The sequence below is a fragment of the Nostoc sp. DedQUE02 genome (genome assembly GCF_034531035.1).
In the GTDB taxonomy this organism is placed as follows: domain Bacteria; phylum Cyanobacteriota; class Cyanobacteriia; order Cyanobacteriales; family Nostocaceae; genus Nostoc.
Genome location: NZ_JAVRBY020000001.1, coordinates 39,715 through 57,663, shown reverse-complemented (window position 1 = coordinate 57,663; position 17,949 = coordinate 39,715). Strand labels below are relative to the sequence as shown.

Here is a 17,949-nt window from a genome sequence, read left to right as displayed (position 1 = left end):
CATGTGGAAAAGCCAACGGAAAACCTAACCCCCCTTCCCTACAAGGCTACGGTGTACACACAAGTCTCTTAATCTGCACCTTTGTTGCATCGACTTGCACCTTTGTTGCATCGACTTGTACCTTTGTTGCATCGACTTGCACCTTTGTTGCATCGACTTACACCTTTGATGCATCAACTTGCACCTTTAATGCATCGACTTGTAAAAATTAACCTACTCTGCGTTACGCAGTAATTCTAAAAAACTTGTGTGTACACCGTAGTCCCTACAAGGGAAGGGGGGAGAAATCAAAGCCTCTTTAACTAATGAAGTTTTCGTCGTGCTGCTGCTAAAATTAGACGTTGTTCGGCACGAGCGATCGCTTGATATGTTCGCTCCACAGCTTCCGGTTCAACGGAAATCGAAGTTATGCCCCATTCCACTAATTGATCGATGATTTCTGGATAGAGAGCTGGTGCTTGACCGCAGATTGAACAAGGTATACCAGCACTTTTAGCTATTTGGATCAGTTGTGCGATCGCACTCATAAGTGCCGGATGACGTTCATTAAATACTTTTGCTAGCTGTCCTTGTTCTCGATCTACTCCTAGCAATAATTGAGTCAGGTCATTTGTACCAATGGAAATTCCGGCCACACCTGCTTTCACATATTCTGGCAGTAAAAATAGTACACTTGGCACTTCTGCCATCATCCACAATTGAAACTGCGCTACCTCGGTTAAAAGAGCTTGCTCAACTTTGCGCCGACAAAAAACAAATTCTTCCACAGTCCGCACAAAGGGCAAAATTAGATTGACATTGCTGTAGCCAGCTTGCTGGACACTCGCCAATGCTTGTAGTTCCAACTCAAATACTGCGGGATTTTGTAAATAGCTAAAAGTGCCGCGTTCACCTAACATCGACTGGGGCGAAGATTGTAAATTCTCACTCAATGATGGTAAATCCTGCGATCGCCAATCTAAAGAACGATAAAAAACTGGTCTTGGTGCAAAGGCATGGGCAAACTGCATAATCTGCTCAGACCATAGCTCTAACAATTCTGCCTGATGCCCGTTTAAAATCCAACTATTGGGATGTTGCCCAGACAATATATTTAGTATCATCAATTCTGAGCGCAATAATCCCACCCCATCCACTGGCAGGCTTTGCACTTGTTCTATTAAAGTGGGCTGACTCAAGTTAACCAGTAGTTGGGTAGCAATCATAGGTAGATGAGACGTAAAAGAAGGATGGGGCGCTTTTGGGTTGGGGTGATGGGAAGAAAGTTTTTCTTCTTTCCCTCTCTCTATCTCCTCTTTTGAGTCTCCTTTGATGCGATAAACTTCTCCTCTGTCGCCATCAAGTAGCAGTCGTTCGCCAGTTTGAATTAAAGTGGTGGCAGATGTGGCGTTTACTACTGCGGCGATACCTAATTCTCTGGCCAGAATTGCCGCATGGCTGGTTAATCCGCCTTGTTCTGTGATAATACCAACAACTTGTTGCAGGAATGGCAACCAATCAGGCGTAACTGTTGGTACTACTAAAATCACTCCCTTGGGTAGTTGTTCGGGTTTCTGTTGCGGATTAATAATTACTAAGGCAGTAGCTACAATACGTCCCGCGGCTGCCCCTAGCCCACGAATGAAGTGTAAGTGGTGAGTTAGATGGGAAGGACTAACTTGTGTGATGTAGAGCTTGCCTGATGTAGTTTCCCTGGCGATAGTCCATTTAATGGTAAAAGTTTTACCTAGCTCACCGATTAGTTGAGTTCCTAGAGCAATTATTTGTTGTAAATATTCTTCTTGTAAAGCGTACTGTTTTTGTTGGGCTTCCTGAAGTAGATAAGTAATCAGACAAGTGTGATCTGTTGTTAGTACTGAGTTGGGAACGGGTTGCGAAAAAGCTCCAGGCGCAGCATCATCAATACCATAAGCCAGCATTTTATTGCCCAGTTGTTGCTCAAGCACAATCCCAGTTTCCGGTTGAATGTAGTAGATATCTGGCTGTACTTCGCCAAGAGCGATCGCAATTCCTAATCCCCAAGTAGCTTCGATTTCCCACCTAGACGGGTTGGCTGTAAGCAAGCCACTGGCGATCGCATTTTCAACAGGTTGCACCAAAACTGCAAGATTAATTTGTTGCAGATTAATTCCTGAGTGCTGCCAATATAATAGACTTCGGGCCCGAAATATCTGGCTCCAGGTGCGTTTTAGAGCCAAGGCGATCGCTTCGGGTTCGCACTGGCAAAACACAGATTCCAGCAAACCCGATATATTCTTCATGCCTGGGGTAGCAGTCGCTACTGCCAAAGTTGGCCGAAGAATTAAACAGCCACTTTGCCATTCTCTAGCTGCTTGGAAAATTGTACTCACCCATTGCTCTGGCACAGTCGCAGTCAGAATTTCTTCACGCAAGCGACTAGCTACCAGCTGAAGTTGCCGCCAATTAGTGACATCCAGGTGTAACGAAGAATGGGGTAAGTCAGCCACTAATGATTCTGAACTATTGAGATTTTCGAGAAATTGCCGTAAAACTTCTGCCGAAACAACAAAACCAGGCACCACTGGATAGCCACGTTGGATAATTTTGCTCAAGTAAAATCCTTTGTCGCCTATTTTGGTGCGGTCTTGTAGTTTAATTTGGTCTAGCCAGTAGAGTTTATCCACTCAATTTGTTTAGTTGTCAGTTGTCTATTTGTAGCCACGGTTAATTGCTAGTTACACGATGCATTGCTGTAATTCGACTTGTTTATTTCACCTGCTTCTCTAAAACGGACGGTTTAGTTCTTTGATTGAGATGTACATGACGGTATCATATTTAATTATTGAGTGTATGGGTTAAATCTAGCAATTTAAGGTAAGATTTTATTGCTCAGTCATTTTAAATATCCCAAAAATTATTTAATAAATTTAAAATTTATGTAGCTTGCCAAAATTACGATTGTCGCTATAATTTCACAATCCAAACCTCCATTTATTTAAAAAAATAATATTTTATTGGGAAATAATCCTAACAATGGCAGATATTAATTTGCAGTTTAAAAAACATTCTTAAGTTGATATAATCCAAATCGGAGATAGTCTATTGGACTACACCTATTGGATTAAACTCCATTAATAAAAGATTAGAATATTTTTGTACTGTTTGTATAAAAAAATTACTATTTAACCTAATATATAGAATTATCTATACCAAAATTAAGCATTGCCAAACACTTACTACCTTGCAACTAATGATTGGCTGAATATCAGCTTCCGGCTAGGCATTGCATTGCTTATTGGAGCAACGATCGGCTTAGAACGCCAAATTAGGCGCAAACCAGCCGGTTTAAGAACTCATACACTGGTAAGTTTAGGATCAGCCGTGTTTACCTTGATAGTTATGCAAACAGGAGGACTGCTCGCTAGTCCTGATGCACTTAGCCGTGTGATTCAGGGGATTGCAGCTGGTGTAGGATTTCTCGGTGCTGGAGAAATTGTGCGCCAATCTTCTCAAGAATCACAGCAATTGGAAATTCATGGACTCACCTCAGCAGCAGCTATTTGGGTTTCGGCTGCATTGGGAATTGCTGCCGGCTGTGGTTTATGGCAGTTAGGATTAATCGGTGCTTTGCTGACTTTTTTGGTTCTCAACGTTTTTAAAAGGTTAGAAAGACATCAAAATAACTCCTAATTATGGATAGAAAAACTTGATTTTTTATTAATAAAGAAATAAAAATGTCCGGTGCATTGATTATCAACTAGATGTAAATTTAAATTTATAACAAACAAAAACCAAATTACTGTTGGATTATTTCTCCTGCTTTCACAAAAAGAATTTGGGAAGACTTCAACCATTGAGAATCAAAAGAACCCAAGTGAGTGGTAGTAATCAGGGTCTGAAAGCGGTCTTGAATGGCATCAAGCAATTGATTTTGACGGGATAAATCTAGTTCGGCAAGAACATCATCAAGTAATAATAAGGGTGGCTCTTTGACGACTTCTTCAATTAATTGTAATTCTGCTAATTTTAAGGCTAGAACCAGGGTTCGTTGTTGACCTTGAGAACCGTATTGACGAGCGGGTGTCTGGTTAATAGTCAATTCTACTTCGTCGCGATGAGGACCAACAAGAGTCGTGCCTTGGTGCATTTCAGCGATCGCACGCTGTTGAATTTTTGCTAAAAAAGCTTGCTGCACTTCTTCTGGCTGGTTATCCTCTACAGGAATATTCGGCACATACTTAATTTGCAAAACTTCTGTACTGCCGCTAATACTGGCGTGCCAAGTACTAGCGATGGGAGCTAATCTTTGGATGGCGCGATCGCGTCGTCTAATTACTCTGGTTCCTGTGGTCGCTAACTGTGCATCCCACACCGCTAATTCTGACTGTAAAGACGTTGCATCCAATGTCTCTACATGAAGTTTTAAAAAGGCATTGCGCTGGCGTAACACATGGTTATACTGCTGCAAAATGTAAGCATAAACTGGTTCGAGTTGAATTAAAAGTGTATCTAACCAGTTGCGGCGACCTTCCGGGCCGCCGCGTACTAGTTCTAAATCCAAGCTGGAAAATTGAACTGCATTGAGAACGCCGAGAAAGTCCATTTGACGGCGGATTGATTCACCATTGAGAGCAACGCTACGGCGACCATTGCGGCGCAGGGTTAAAGTTAAATCACTAACACCTGTTTGTCGCTCAAGGGTGGCATCAATTTGGGCTATGGCTTCCCCTTCTTGAACCAAATCGCGATCGCGGGTCATTCGGTGCGATCGCAATGTTGCTAGTAACTCCACCGCCTCCAATAAATTTGACTTTCCCTGAGCGTTATTACCTACCAAAATTGTTTTGGCAGCATTAAACTCAACGTTCTGGTCTTGATAATTGCGAAATTGTCGGAGGTTTAGAGTTTTTAGGTACATAAGTTCAATTTTGAATTTTAAATTTTAGATTTTGGATTGAAGATAAATCTAAAATCTAAAATCTAAAATCTAAAATTTCCTTTTCAAACGGCCTTTTTGCCCACAATCCGCAGAAATATCTTTTCTGCTTCAATCCACACGAACATTAAGGCACTGAAACCAATACAGATGCCTAGTTCTTGCATATTCAGGTAGTGAGTACCAAAGAAATCTCGCAGGGGTGGGACATAAACTAGCATCAACTGCAAAATTGTGGTGACGACAACAGCCGCTAGTACAAAGATATTAGAGAAGGGATTTATCTCGATGGTCAGTCGGTTATTGGAGCGAATCGCGATCGCATGACCCATTTGGGCAATACACAAGGTTGTGAATACCATTGTCTTCCAAGTATCGGGATCTCCTTGATACCCGTCGGCATGAGTATGTTGATAAGCCCACCACATCAAGGCAATACTGATAATGGCAAAGATGATACCAATGCGAATCATGTAAGAACCTAATCCCCTCGCGAAAATACTTTCGCGGGGACTAAAAGGCGGACGTTGCATTACATCCGGTTCGGGAGGTTCCACAGCTAATGCCAAGGCTGGTAGACCGTCTGTCACCAAGTTCATCCACAAAATTTGTAAGGGAGTAAGGGGAACGCCTCCCAAACCAATTAAAGGTGCGGCTGCAATTGTCAGGACTTCACCAATGTTACTGCCGAGGATGTATTTAATAAAGCGGCGGATGTTGGTGTAAACAACTCTACCTTCCTTGGTGGCGCTGACAATGGTGGCGAAGTTGTCATCAAGTAATACCATGTCACTGGCTTCTTTGCTGACATCAGTGCCAGTAATACCCATTGCAATACCGATGTCGGCTTGTTTGAGGGCTGGGGCATCGTTGACACCATCACCTGTCATCGCCACAAATCGACCCCGGCGTTGTAGTGCTTGGACAATTCGCAGTTTGTGTTCTGGGGAAACTCTGGCATAGATGCTTACCAGGTCAACGTTTTGCTCTAATTCCTGGTCAGTCATCCGTTGCAATTCTTGACCTGTGAGGACGCGGTCGCCTTCTTGGGCAATTCCCAAATCGGCGGCGATCGCTCGTGCTGTTAATTGGTGGTCGCCTGTAATCATCACTGGGCGAATGCCTGCCTCTCGGCACTCTTGCACAGCTGCCCTGACTTCTGGGCGTGGCGCATCTAGCATTCCCACCAATCCCAGCCATACCAAGCCTTGCTCAGATGCCTCATCTGAACCTTCAGGCGGGATCTCCGCCAGGGGTTTGTAGGCAAAACCTAACACCCGTAAACCTTTACTCGCCATCAGGTCATTTTCTGCCAAAATTTTCTGGCGTTGTTCTTCGGTTAATGCGCCTGTGTCATTACCCAAATGAATCTGAGCAGAACGTACCAAGATTAACTCTGGAGAACCTTTGGTAAACATTAAGTAAGGTTGAGATTGGAGAAGATCGGCGATCGCTGGGTCAACACCTCTCGAAGATGCGTCACCCGTAGCGACTCCCTCCACCTGAGAAATTACGCTCATCCGCTTCCGTTCTGAGGAAAAGGGAAACTCTGCAACACGAGGTAACTTACTGTTCCACTGGTCTTTTTCGATTCCGGCTTTTCCCGCCAGTGTTAACAATGCCCCTTCTGTCGGATCTCCTAAAATTGCCCATTCCCCTTGTTCTTTTTGCAACACCGAATCATTACAAACTGCACAGGCTACTGATAACGCGGAAATTTCTGGAGACTCCTCTAGGGAAATTTTTTCACCATTTAATTGAAAGTCCCCTGTGGGAGCATAACCTTCGCCAGTGACGCGAAAAGTTTTGTTATTGGTGAAAAAAGATTGCACCACCATTTTATTTTGAGTCAGGGTGCCGGTTTTATCAGAACAGATAGTGGTTACAGAACCCAACGTTTCCACAGCTGGTAGTTTGCGAATCAGGGCGTTTTGGCGCACCATTCGCTGAGTACCTAGTGCCAAAGTGACGGTAATTACAGCTGGTAAACCTTCCGGAACTACAGCAACCGCCATACTCAAGGAAACTTCCAAGAGTTCTTGAATATTTTTAAAACCCCCGTCTCTGATGACACCACCAACGACGACGATCGCCACCAGAATCAAAGAACCTGTAACTAGGACATTACCCAGTTGAGTCATTCGCTGCTGTAAAGGCGTAGGTTCACTTTCTACCGCCTGCAACATGGTGGCAATTTTGCCTAGTTCTGTAGTCATTCCGGTGTTAGTCACCAGAACCTTGCCTCGTCCTTGAACTACTTCAGTTCCTTGGAAGACGACATTGAGGCGATCGCCTAATGATGTTTCCTCCGGTAATTTTAGTGATGCCTGTTTATTCACCGCTTCGGCTTCACCAGTCAATGCTGACTCTCGCACTTGTAAATTTGACTGTTCTATCAAAAGTCCGTCTGCGGCTATCTGCATCCCAGCTTCCAGCAGCATGACATCCCCTGGAACTAGTTCCTTGGCTGCTATCTCCACCAATTTGGTGTCGCGGATAACCCGCACTAAGGGAGAGGTCATTTTTTTCAAGGCTGCCAATGCTTTTTCAGCACGGCTTTCTTGGACGTAGCCGAGTATGCCATTGAGAATGACAATTGCTAAAATAGCGATTGTATCTTTAAATGGCACTTCACCAGGCTTCAAAGTGCCCGACCGCCAACTCCATAGGTCTATCAAGCCAGAAATTAGAGCTACGCCAATCAGCATCAACAACATAATGTTCTTGAACTGATCTAGGAGAATTTCCCAAGTACTACGGCCAGCAGTTTCTTCAAGTTCGTTGGGGCCGTATTTTTGCAATCTCTGTTGAATTTCTTGGGATGTTAAGCCACTGTCTGCATTACTATCAAGCAGGTCTAGCGCTTTATCAACTTCTAAACTATGCCAAACGGCGGCACCTTCAGGCAGAGAATTAGCAGACATCGTGTAGGTCACAGCAAATGGTTACAAAATTCGATCATAATTTAGCGATGGCAGGAATTCCATCTTTTAAAGTTACATTAAGGCGATCGCCCAGTCTTATGAGTGTATATGTAATTCTTAACATTTGTAAATTCCTCCGATTTTGACATAGTATTATTTCTCACGAAAGAGTTTTTCGGAACACATTGTACCGATAATTAGTAGTACCTCGCTGTAAACGTGGCAATCGAAAATCATTAATTGATGTACTAGGTAAGAGCAACGCCCATTGTGGGCAGTCTTTTAACTCAGCACTCTTCATCTACCCCAATCAGGGAAGCCATTGCTCGAATAGGATTTTCCATATCAAGCAATTGGTGTGACGGCGGTTAAAACCGCTTGAGTCAATGCCCTTTGGGCAGGGAAAAGGTTAAAGGGGAAAGGGGAAAAAGAACCCCATAACTAAAGTTAGGGGCTTGAAGTAAGGATGCCTCAATTCTCGCGTAATAGTCTGGAATTGAATCTTTTTCCCCTCCATAAATAAAGTTTAGGGGCTTGCACCCTTTCCCCCTTCCCCCTTCCCCCTTTCCCCTACCTAAAGGTGAGGGTTTTTTACACTTACCACAAGGTTTTATGAGTTTTGCACTCCCCACTTTGACTGTTAGCCAGATGTTTGGGCAAAAAACAATTCGACCGCTTACTGCTGCTGCCCTGTATGGCATTACTTTCATTAAAGATAGACTGATTGCCATTGACAGTATTAAAGGGCATCTACTGGAGATTGATCCCATCTCTGACAACAGTAAAATTCTCAATGCCCATCAAGTTAAAGAATTTACTGATGTCACTGGTTTAGCGGCGTGGGATGATACCCTATGGGTGAGCCGAGAAAATAGTGTTTACTCGTGCAAGCTCAATGCTTTGGATCTGGAACATTTTGTAACATTGCCTTATCCAGCTGACGGCGTTGCTGTATGGGAAACAACAGTTTATGTCAGTTGCCAAAGGTTGGGCTACATTCTGATTTTTGACCGCGAAACACGAAAAGAAATTACCAGATTTTATGCCCCTGGAGTTGGGATAGAGAATTTGGCAGTAACTCAAGAAATGCTATGGATTTGCGATCGCACCGAACAATCGGTTTACGCGATGGACAGAGCCACAGGAGAACTTCAATTTAGTGTCCTGACACCCTTTGAATGTCCTACAGGCATAGCAATCCATAAAAATGGCGAAACAGGCGAAGAAAGTATTTACGTCGCCTACGCCTCAGAAGAAGCTTATATCCGGGACAACCCCAATGCCGATCCGAGTCATGAGCTAACATTCCGCGATCGCACTTTTATTCATCCTCTGTATTACCATTACGATCCAGATAAGCGTTACGCCCTCTCTAACGGCTATCTGATTGAAATGTCTTATGCTGAGGAAATTGCACCTCTAGACGAGGTTTATTTACCAGATGTCGAATGGCGCATTGCCCTACCATCGGAAACTGAGCGTCAAAAGGTGAAACACGTTGAACCCATTGGTATACCTTTTACCGAAGAAGTCGTACAGGGGCAACGTGTAGCAGTCTTTAAATTTGATTCTCTTGCTCCAGGAGAACGGCATATATTTGGCTGGAAAGCACTTTTGGAAGTTCGAGGTATTAAGTATCGCATCACACCTAGAGATGTAGAAAATATATCTGAACTTTCCCCAGAATTACAAACACGTTACTTAGTGGATGACGACGATTTAGCAATGGATACTACCATTGTTCGCCGTGCCGCCAGAGAAGCGATTGGTTCTGAAACGAATGTGCTGCGGAAAATGCACAGCATCCGCAACTACGTTTATGATGAGCTATCCTACGGTATTAAACCTTACATTGATACGCCAGATACAGTTTTAGAACGGGGTGTTGGTTCCTGTGGCGAATATGTCGGCGTTTTACTTGCCCTATCTCGTTTAAATGGCATCCCCTGCCGCACCGTAGGTAGATACAAATGTCCTCCCCATAGTGACTTCGTAGGAGTACCGCTACAACCCGACTTTAATCATGTTTGGCTAGAATTTTACGTCCCAAATTTCGGCTGGTTGCCAATGGAATCAAATCCTGATGATATCGGTGAAGGTGGCCCTTATCCAACGCGCTTTTTTATGGGCTTATGCTGGTATCACATTGAAATTGGCAAAGGCATCACCTTTGAAACCGTGACAAGTCAAGGTGAGCGGCTAACCAAAGAAGATATCCCCATTGGCGATTTAGCGATCAATCATATTAGGTTCACAATTCTTAAAGAATTGCCGCCTTTTTGAAGAGCTGATCGTGTCAAGGATGATTTCTAGCGATCGCCTTGGCACTTTGCTACGATTCTGTTGAGTCAATCATGATGTTGAGTTGTCAAAGTCTGCTTGGTCAGTAAAATACCGCCTGACGCCTGACAAACTTGGCAACTCGTGATTGATGTTTTGATTAATCATATCCAGAAAAATTCTTGATATTAAGAATAAAATATCTGTAACGCCTTATTTGGCTCGATTCGTTCGTGTGATATACGGAAAGTCTCCGTATGATAAATAGTTAGGCACTTGAACCATGATTTTCTGGTAATGTATCTTGTTTATAGGTTTTAGAAGATACAACATGTGGAAATAATTCCAGATGAAGCCTTAGTAATTCGAGGAGGTCGCAACCGTCCCGATGACATCCGAGGTGGAACAGGTACTCACCCAAGCGGCGTAACAGGAATTTCAGTAGAATGTGCATTAGGAGCTTCAATCGAGGAGCTAGCAGCAGCTATTCCTCATAGGCAACTCGGTTGCACTACTGTAGGAAAAATTCGTCAGGCTGGCGGAGATGTAATTAGAACTTCGGGTAGAAGTCCCAATCATGCAACCTTAGTAGGTCTAACCCCAGAGCAAATTAGTACTCTTTTGACACCTACGATTCCTAAGCCTCGGCAGATTACATAAGTACGGAGATGCTCAATGAGCGCATCAAGACAACCAGTACAGCATAATGATAGTGAGCAGCAACGAGTTTTAGTCGAAAACCCAAGAGTTTTCGTTGATTTTCATAATGCTGATGCTCAAGGTCGTCTTCGTCTAAATTGTATTGGAACAATAGAGGATCTTGCTGCTCAAAAAATTGAATTGCAAGCTGGTCAACACCTTGTTCTTTATAGTGAAGATTTAGAAGTTGATGGAATAGTTGAGTATTCTCAATCAGAACATCTGTGGGTTGTAGTAATTGATTGGGATGAAATCAGGGAAATAGAAGAAAATTCAGTACAACAAAAACTCTTTGATTTTGTAGAAAAATTTGGATCTATTCTTGAAATATTGAAAGCTGATACTCAGGCTGATTCAGATACTGACCAAGACACTAAACGGTATGAGCTTGAAAAGTTGCTTGATGAGGCGAAGCGAGACTTAAAGAACGCTCGTGCTTTTTTAAGTAGGGATCAGGATATTAGCGAAATCTTCTTCTATCAAAAATTTGCAGCCATCTTTGGAGAAGAAGAAGCCAATGAAATATGGTCTGCTAGAAATTGGAATGCAAACATTGTGTTAAGGGATTTGACTCTTGTCCTAATGGACGACCCTAAGTTACGTCGGAACATAGAACAAAAAGGTTTCAATCTGGAGAAAATTATCAACATACTCTCACAAGAAGATAAATTCAGAAAAATTTCAACTGAGTTACCTGAGACAAATCAAAGTTTACTTGCTCGTTTGCGTGAGGTAATCTGTGCCTAACACTGCGTTGGTGCGGACGGTACAAAGGTTATCGGTGAAAGTTTGAGCTTGTCTGCCACCGCACAACTTTACCGTTAACTTGCTCTGCTTCTAGCTTAGGATGTATAGAAAGGTTATTTGCTGTTCTGTAAGTGCGGTTGCTCTTGCAGTCTTGGTATAACCAAGGTATCACTTAATAAAAAGTAAGACTTGCAGCTAAATCCATTATGAAAACTGCAATTTCGCTTCCAGACTCAGTTTTTGAAGAAGCAGAAGCACTAGCCCAGCAGCTAGGGTTGTCACGTAGTGAGCTTTACACAAAAGCGTTAAAAGCTTATTTGAAAAAGTACAACCGCAATCAAATTTTGCACAAGCTCAACCAAGTTTATTCTCAAGAGTCTTCTGAGCTAGATCCAGTAATGGCAAAGATGCAGTTTATGTCTCTGCCTCATGAGGATTGGTAATGTATCGGGGAGAAATTTGGTGGGCGAATCTACCTAACCCAGTAGGCTCAGAACCCGGATATCGTCGTCCTGTCTTGGTAATTCAACTCAAAAAGAAATGGTATTAACTATTAACCCTTAAACTGGGTAATGGATACGATTGAGTTTGCTTAAAATTGGCAAACTCACAGATCGAGTTAAATGGACAAAAGCGGCAATGAGAGCCTGGATTGGGAGGGAATATTTTACTGAAATTACTACTTTCTTCCTGATATTTTTGCAAATCGTGCTGGTGCTTGTGGGCAATATTTGCTAACTCAAATTTTATGTATTCTAATTCACTATTATTGATGCTAATTAACTCAGACTTTTTACATATTTCTAAATTATAAAATGATGCAACGGCTTTCCGTCCAGGGTAAAGATAACGAGCAGCTACCAAATAAACTAATGCCTGTCGTCGGTCAAAAGCCGACTTACCAGTTTTGAAATCTAAAATATGTATTGTGCGATCGCTCTCAATGAAAACGCAGTCCATAGCCGCATATAAGCGAAAGCAATAATCTTCTTGTTCAACTACTATCGGTTTCGGAAAGCCTTCATCACCCGGAGTTAATTGGATAATATCTTTATCCAAAAGCAACGGCGCATCGTGATATTTTTTCAGAATTTGCAGCACACGTTGCTGGACTTGATCGCTTGAGTTGCCTAATTTAAGTAGCTGTGCAACTCTTTCTACACCATCGGCTTCCTTCAACAGATACCTATGATGATGAAACTCATAAATGCCTTTTTGGGCGAGTATGCCAATCCTCTGGGGCGCGGTGGCTTGCCCTAAAAGCGCTTTGACTTGTGGTTCATGTTGCCGTGCTTTGATAAACCCCCGTCTCATCTGGCAATGCCAGCGTTCTTGCCCAGTCGCTGGGGCAACTAGAGACCAAAGGTGATAACTGGCAAAAGGTCGATCGGGGGTTGACATTGCTCAGAAACAGTGAGAGAAAATACGGTGGCGAGAAGTTTAAACTAAGGCTTCCTTAGCAAATAACTTCGGAGGATGGTTGCTGCTACACGCGCTTTGCGGGAAGCTTTTATAGTACTGATAATGTACGGAAGCAAGTGGCAAAAATGTCCAGCAAGATAAAATTTGGTACTGATGGATGGCGAGGAATTATTGCTGATGACTTTACTTTCCCCAATGTGCGGAAAGTAACAAGAGCAATAGCCACTTACCTGGATACAGCCTACAAAAAAGATAGACCAATACTTATTGCCTACGATACTCGCTTTTTAGCTGACCAGTTTGCCCAAACATCAGCCCAAGTCCTAGCAGACTTGGGTTGGACTGTGAAAATTACCGATCGGGATTGTCCCACACCAGTAATTGCCTACAACGCCCGTCATCTAAATTCTGCTGGGGCATTAATGTTTACTGCTAGTCATAATCCAGCACCCTACTGTGGAATTAAATATATACCTGATTATGCTGGGCCTGCCACTCCAGAGATTACTGATACTATTGTGGCAAATATAAAAAGTGCATCGGATGAGTTGCCTGGGAACAACCCATCAGGTTCAATTTCAATTTTCGATCCGAAACCAGATTACCTGCAATTTATCTACACTCTACTTGATATAGAAAAAATTAAAAGCGCTAATTTAAAGGTAAAGTACGATGCTTTGTATTCTACCTCTCGCGGCTATTTAGATGAAGTTTTGCAACACAGTGGCGTTAAATTAGAAAGTTTCCACAATTGGAGAGATGTTTTATTTGGCGGTGGAATGCCAGAACCCAAAAGAGAACAATTAGTTGAGTTAGTGGAAGCAGTAGTTCACGATCGCGCTGATTTGGGTTTGGCAACGGATGGAGATAGCGATCGCTTTGGTATTGTTGATGAACAAGGAACTGTTCTCACTCCCAATACTGTGCTGTTAGTTCTAGCAAGCCATTTAATCAAAAACAAAGGGAAAACAGGCGCTATCATCCGCACTGTGGCGACAACCCATCTACTGGATAATTTCGCTGCTAAAAATGGGCTGCAAATTTACGAAACACCAGTTGGTTTTAAATATATCGGCGAAAAAATGCGCGAAACTGTTGTATTAATCGGTGGAGAAGAATCAGGTGGTTTGAGTATTATTGGGCATATTCCCGAAAAAGACGGGGTTTTAGCCAATATGCTGGTGGCAGAAGCGATCGCTTATGAAGGCAAACCTCTAAGTCAGATAGTTAAGGAAGCGATCGCCGAAGCCGATGGCCCACTTTACAACAACCGCTTAGACTTGCACCTCACAGAAGCGCACAAAACCGCCGTCATCGACTCATTTACTAGAAATCCACCTACAGAGGTAGCAGGAATTAAAGTCAGGGAAGTGGGACGTAAAGATGGTATTAAGCTGTATTTAGAAGAAGGTAGCTGGATTTTACTGCGTCCTTCTGGTACAGAACCACTGGTGCGCGTCTATCTAGAAACCAACACTCCCGAAAAACTCACCCAAATCGCCCAAGAGTTAGAGAGTGTCATTGCTAAACTAGAGGCAGTAGCAGTTTAATCTTTCAGAGTTAAAAATTAAGAGTTATGAATTAGGAGTTAAGAATTGCAATTAACAATTCTTAACTCCTGATTTCTAATTTCGATCATATAACTCTTAACTTCTCACTTCAATCAAAGTATGAAAACTCTCGCTCCGTTTTTGACATCTCTAGTTGTAGCAATTTGGGTAATAGCGATCGCAATTATTTCAGTCCAAAATGCCACACCTGTATCATTAAAATTCTTAACATTCCAGTCGATTCAGATACCAATGGGTTTAGTGCTAGCTTTTAGTGCCGTTGTCGGGTTAATTGGCATGGCACTGCTGCAACCTCTCTGGGGACTTGCTGGTACTAGCCAACGTAATTCTCGATTGGAAGACGATGCAGAATTTTTTGTTGATGACGAAGATTTTTGAGAACTGAAAGAAAACATACAGAAGTACACCAGTTAAATACTCTTCATCTGCTAATATGCACAAATGTGCATACAATAGAGATTAGGTAGCGTATCAGTGGGATAGGGATAAGGCAGCAGCCAATCTTCACAAGTATGGTGTTGATTTTGCTGATGCTGTAACCGTATTTTTTGACGATTTAGCAATTACGATCGCAGATGAACGTTTTGATGAAGAGAGGTTTATCACTATTTGAATAGATGCTTTCAGTCGAGTTTTAGTAGTTGTGTATACATGGCGCGATGATGAGATTCGATTGATTTCTGCCCGCAAAGCTACGCGCTATGAACTAAAGCAGTATGAAGAGGGATAAGTGATGGAAGCTGAATATGATTTTAGCCAAGGCAAGCGGGGAGCGATTGAATCAACATCAACAGGCAAAACTCGAATTACAATTCGCTTAGATGATGAAGTACTAGAATGGTTTCGTGACCAAGTTCACGCAGCAGGTGGGGGAAATTACCAAACTTTGATTAACGATGCCTTGCGTGAGTACATTCAGCAGCGCCGTGAACCGTTAGAAGAGACATTACGGCGAGTATTGCGAGAGGAACTTGAGCGTATTGGAAAATGAGGTGAAAAGGCGATCGCTATTATATATGTACAAAGTGCTACATCAATATTAATTAAGAAAATTATTTAAATTTGAATCGATTCCGAGCTAGGGAGTTTAGTGCTAGCTTTTAGTCTAGAAATAAGTTACTACTGAGATTGTTGAGAACCACATTATTATTGTATGGATATTTATTGTCTATGGTATCTCTATATCTTGCAGCAGACGGTGACGATGTTGGTCGAAAAATCGAGCTTTTCATCGTCACAGATCAAATAGAGCTATTATCAAATTTTTCCCATAATTTCCAATCAGCCATGTTATGGTTGGCAGAAGCTTTATCAGATGAATTTAATGCAAAAATAATATTCAATGGTGGAGATAGCTTACTTGCAAGGTTACAATCTGATGCAATATCAGTAAGTAGATTAGAAAATTTAAGAATAGAGTTTGCTAACCTTTCAAAGGCTACATTATCTTTTGGCATTGGTGATAATTCACGTCAAGCTTATTTTGCACTGAAATTAGCCAAAGCTACTGGCAAGAATCGTATTGAAATATTTCAGGAATACACAAGTGGCGAAACAATTACTCCTTGTCATTCAAAGCGATAATCCGGGACTTTACGTCAATATCTTAACGCACTGTATTCAAGTCAGAGGTATTCGAGATGTTTACTTTGGAGTTAATGAGGGAGCGGTAGGTAAACTTTCAGAAGTAAAAGAACAAATTAGGAAAATAAGGGATAAATTTGAAGAACTTTTAACTGTTCATAATGAGTATCAAATTGCATATAATTCAATACTATCTTTGGCTCCGATAGAAGAGAGAATTATAAAAATTTTATTTGTAAATCCAGAAGCTTCAATCAAAAATATAAAAAGAAATTTTCTTGATTTGGATAATTTAATTGTTGATATTTCGGGATGTAATAAGAAAGTTTCTAGTGATATTATATCATCTTACATATCAAGTGGAATAAAACATGTTTGTTGTTTTGAACTTGATGATAGAGTTTACTCAAAAGAGTGGCGTACAAAAGGATTAAGTAAAATGTATCATGATATACATCAAGATATAGTTTGCTATGAGTATATTGATTTCTCTGAATCTGGCACAACGATAGAAAGTTTTAATCGTATGCGTTCGCAAGGAAAAGTTATAAAACTTCTACTTGTGCTTTCTATATTTCTTGGAGTTATGGTTTTTGTATTAATTCAACAACAGCAAAGTGTCTTAGCTCAGTATGCAGCCGTTACACTTGCACTGATAACTGGATTAGGTCTTGTTAACGATATTTTTGGTGTTGTTGATCGCTTAAAGTAATTCGATAATTATAATTGCCCATTGTTATTATGATTGAATTAATTTAAAAAATCCAAAAATTTTATGTATTTTTAGCAACTAGACTATTTCTGTAATCCCAATTATCTAAAACTAATACAACAGCATCTAAATTGAGCAATTTTGGGTTAGTTGTAGCTTCAGGTAATCAATGAAATCCAGAATTTCTGTATCAGTGAGTTGTAGACGCGTAGGCGTAGCACGTCGTAGACATCGCTTGCTATTATAAAATCTGTTGAATCTATAACAAACTTTCTGGATCGACACCTAACGCATTCAATCTTTCAATTAACATTTTCACTTTTTGTTCTGCTTCCACCCGTCGCTGTTCTTCAAAAGCTGTGCGTTCTTCGGCTTCCCTGATGCGTTCTTCTGGTGTCAACAATTTTTGCCCTTCTTCGTCATACCAGTACAGCCACTCCCGCACAATACCTTGATAAATTCCCCGTTCTCGCCCAATTCCTAAACCAATTTCTGGCAGCCAAACGGGATTTCCTGATATTAAGATATATTCCCCATCAACTAATTGATACACCTCTAAAGGTGTCTTTCTACGCCGAAGCGGACTATACACAACGTAGTACAAAATTCCTAAATCTTTTGCATAGAATTCTTTCTTGGTGCTATATTCTTCTCGATATATTTGAGAAACAACTTCTAGCGCTAAAATTGGCAGTTTCTTTTCTTCCCACAGTACGTAACTTAGGCGTAAATCCTCATCAACGAAACGTTTAACTCCTAAGCTGAGAAACCCATCAGGGACAATGGCTGGTTTATCTGGGTGATAATAAATACCCATGTCAACACCAAAGAACCAATCCCAGCGATCGCACCAAACCAAAGCTAGTGTTGTTTTCAGCAAGCCGGGAATTAAATTTTGGAGTTCATTATCCACAGCAGTATCATCTGAGTCGGGTAATTCTTCGGAAGATGGCAAACAATGCAGTGGATTGTAGTTTAACATGAGCGGTTTTGCCAAATTTGATTCTAGATAGATTGTACGTAATCTATTGATGTGTAATGTGCGATCGCAGCACAAGAATGAAAAATCATTTTTAGCGTACACATCGCCTTCTATCTCTCTTCTCAGTATCA

General features: G+C 41.7%; 16 protein-coding genes and 1 pseudogene. 12 read left to right on the top strand and 5 right to left on the bottom strand.

What is annotated here, in order from left to right:
- Nucleotides 1–302: 302 nt before the first annotated feature.
- On the bottom strand, nucleotides 303–2,645 hold the full coding sequence (locus tag RMX98_RS00250; protein ID WP_322679796.1) for a putative PEP-binding protein: 2,343 nt from the start codon (nucleotides 2,643–2,645) through the stop codon (nucleotides 303–305).
- Nucleotides 2,646–3,183: 538 nt separating this feature from the next.
- On the opposite strand from RMX98_RS00250, the gene RMX98_RS00245 reads away from it, so the two are divergent.
- Nucleotides 3,184–3,651 carry an MgtC/SapB family protein gene (locus RMX98_RS00245; RefSeq protein ID WP_322679797.1) on the top strand — a complete coding sequence of 156 codons (468 nt, stop codon included), beginning with the start codon at nucleotides 3,184–3,186 and terminating at the stop codon, nucleotides 3,649–3,651.
- A gap of 106 nt (nucleotides 3,652–3,757) precedes the next feature.
- Here the strand turns inward: RMX98_RS00245 and recF are convergent, their stop codons facing one another.
- Both recF and RMX98_RS00235 read right to left on the bottom strand, forming a co-directional pair.
- Entirely contained in the window at nucleotides 3,758–4,879 is a 1,122-nt protein-coding gene (gene recF / locus RMX98_RS00240) for a DNA replication/repair protein RecF (RefSeq protein ID WP_322679798.1), read from the bottom strand.
- Between the two features lie 83 nt (nucleotides 4,880–4,962).
- Nucleotides 4,963–7,821 (bottom strand): cation-translocating P-type ATPase, encoded by a 2,859-nt coding sequence (locus RMX98_RS00235; protein WP_322679799.1) that lies wholly within the window; start codon nucleotides 7,819–7,821, stop codon nucleotides 4,963–4,965.
- A gap of 612 nt (nucleotides 7,822–8,433) precedes the next feature.
- Between RMX98_RS00235 and RMX98_RS00230 the strand changes: the two genes are divergently transcribed.
- From RMX98_RS00230 to RMX98_RS00210, 5 genes are all read left to right on the top strand, one after another.
- Complete coding sequence (locus RMX98_RS00230) at nucleotides 8,434–10,104, top strand: transglutaminase family protein (RefSeq protein WP_322679800.1); 1,671 nt, start codon at nucleotides 8,434–8,436, stop codon at nucleotides 10,102–10,104.
- A 330-nt stretch (nucleotides 10,105–10,434) separates the two neighbouring features.
- Nucleotides 10,435–10,761: a flavoredoxin gene (locus RMX98_RS00225; RefSeq protein ID WP_322679801.1), complete on the top strand. Its 327-nt coding sequence runs from the start codon at nucleotides 10,435–10,437 to the stop codon at nucleotides 10,759–10,761.
- A 15-nt stretch (nucleotides 10,762–10,776) separates the two neighbouring features.
- The gene (locus RMX98_RS00220) at nucleotides 10,777–11,547 is read left to right on the top strand and encodes a hypothetical protein (RefSeq protein ID WP_322679802.1); all 771 of its coding nucleotides are present in this window, start codon (nucleotides 10,777–10,779) and stop codon (nucleotides 11,545–11,547) included.
- A gap of 206 nt (nucleotides 11,548–11,753) precedes the next feature.
- A complete protein-coding gene (locus RMX98_RS00215) occupies nucleotides 11,754–11,990 on the top strand; it encodes a ribbon-helix-helix domain-containing protein (RefSeq protein ID WP_322679803.1) in 237 nt (78 codons plus the stop codon).
- Nucleotides 11,990–12,097, top strand: coding sequence for a type II toxin-antitoxin system PemK/MazF family toxin (locus RMX98_RS00210; RefSeq protein WP_322679804.1), 108 nt, complete (start codon nucleotides 11,990–11,992; stop codon nucleotides 12,095–12,097). The genes RMX98_RS00215 and RMX98_RS00210 overlap by 1 nt, the downstream gene beginning before the upstream one ends.
- On the opposite strand, the gene RMX98_RS00205 is transcribed toward RMX98_RS00210, so the two are convergent.
- Nucleotides 12,094–12,948: a PD-(D/E)XK nuclease family protein gene (locus RMX98_RS00205; protein WP_322679805.1), complete on the bottom strand. Its 855-nt coding sequence runs from the start codon at nucleotides 12,946–12,948 to the stop codon at nucleotides 12,094–12,096. The genes RMX98_RS00210 and RMX98_RS00205 overlap by 4 nt on opposite strands.
- 146 nt (nucleotides 12,949–13,094) lie before the next feature.
- On the opposite strand from RMX98_RS00205, the gene RMX98_RS00200 reads away from it, so the two are divergent.
- The 6 genes and pseudogenes from RMX98_RS00200 to RMX98_RS00175 all read left to right on the top strand — a co-directional run bounded on the left by RMX98_RS00200 (nucleotide 13,095) and on the right by RMX98_RS00175 (nucleotide 16,836).
- Complete coding sequence (locus tag RMX98_RS00200) at nucleotides 13,095–14,519, top strand: phosphoglucomutase/phosphomannomutase family protein (protein WP_322679806.1); 1,425 nt, start codon at nucleotides 13,095–13,097, stop codon at nucleotides 14,517–14,519.
- A gap of 120 nt (nucleotides 14,520–14,639) precedes the next feature.
- Entirely contained in the window at nucleotides 14,640–14,918 is a 279-nt protein-coding gene (locus RMX98_RS00195) for a LapA family protein (protein WP_322679807.1), read from the top strand.
- Between the two features lie 109 nt (nucleotides 14,919–15,027).
- A pseudogene (locus tag RMX98_RS00190) lies at nucleotides 15,028–15,270 on the top strand (BrnT family toxin); the annotation flags it as partial.
- Nucleotides 15,271–15,273: 3 nt separating this feature from the next.
- Entirely contained in the window at nucleotides 15,274–15,531 is a 258-nt protein-coding gene (locus RMX98_RS00185; protein WP_322679808.1) for a BrnA antitoxin family protein, read from the top strand.
- Nucleotides 15,532–15,710: 179 nt separating this feature from the next.
- Complete coding sequence (locus RMX98_RS00180) at nucleotides 15,711–16,124, top strand: mCpol domain-containing protein (RefSeq protein WP_322679809.1); 414 nt, start codon at nucleotides 15,711–15,713, stop codon at nucleotides 16,122–16,124.
- Complete coding sequence (locus RMX98_RS00175; protein ID WP_322679810.1) at nucleotides 16,087–16,836, top strand: hypothetical protein; 750 nt, start codon at nucleotides 16,087–16,089, stop codon at nucleotides 16,834–16,836. The genes RMX98_RS00180 and RMX98_RS00175 overlap by 38 nt, the downstream gene beginning before the upstream one ends.
- A 259-nt stretch (nucleotides 16,837–17,095) precedes the next feature.
- Here RMX98_RS00175 and RMX98_RS00170 read toward each other — a convergent pair whose 3' ends face one another.
- Nucleotides 17,096–17,818, bottom strand: coding sequence for a Uma2 family endonuclease (locus tag RMX98_RS00170; protein WP_322679912.1), 723 nt, complete (start codon nucleotides 17,816–17,818; stop codon nucleotides 17,096–17,098).
- Nucleotides 17,819–17,949 lie beyond the last annotated feature (131 nt).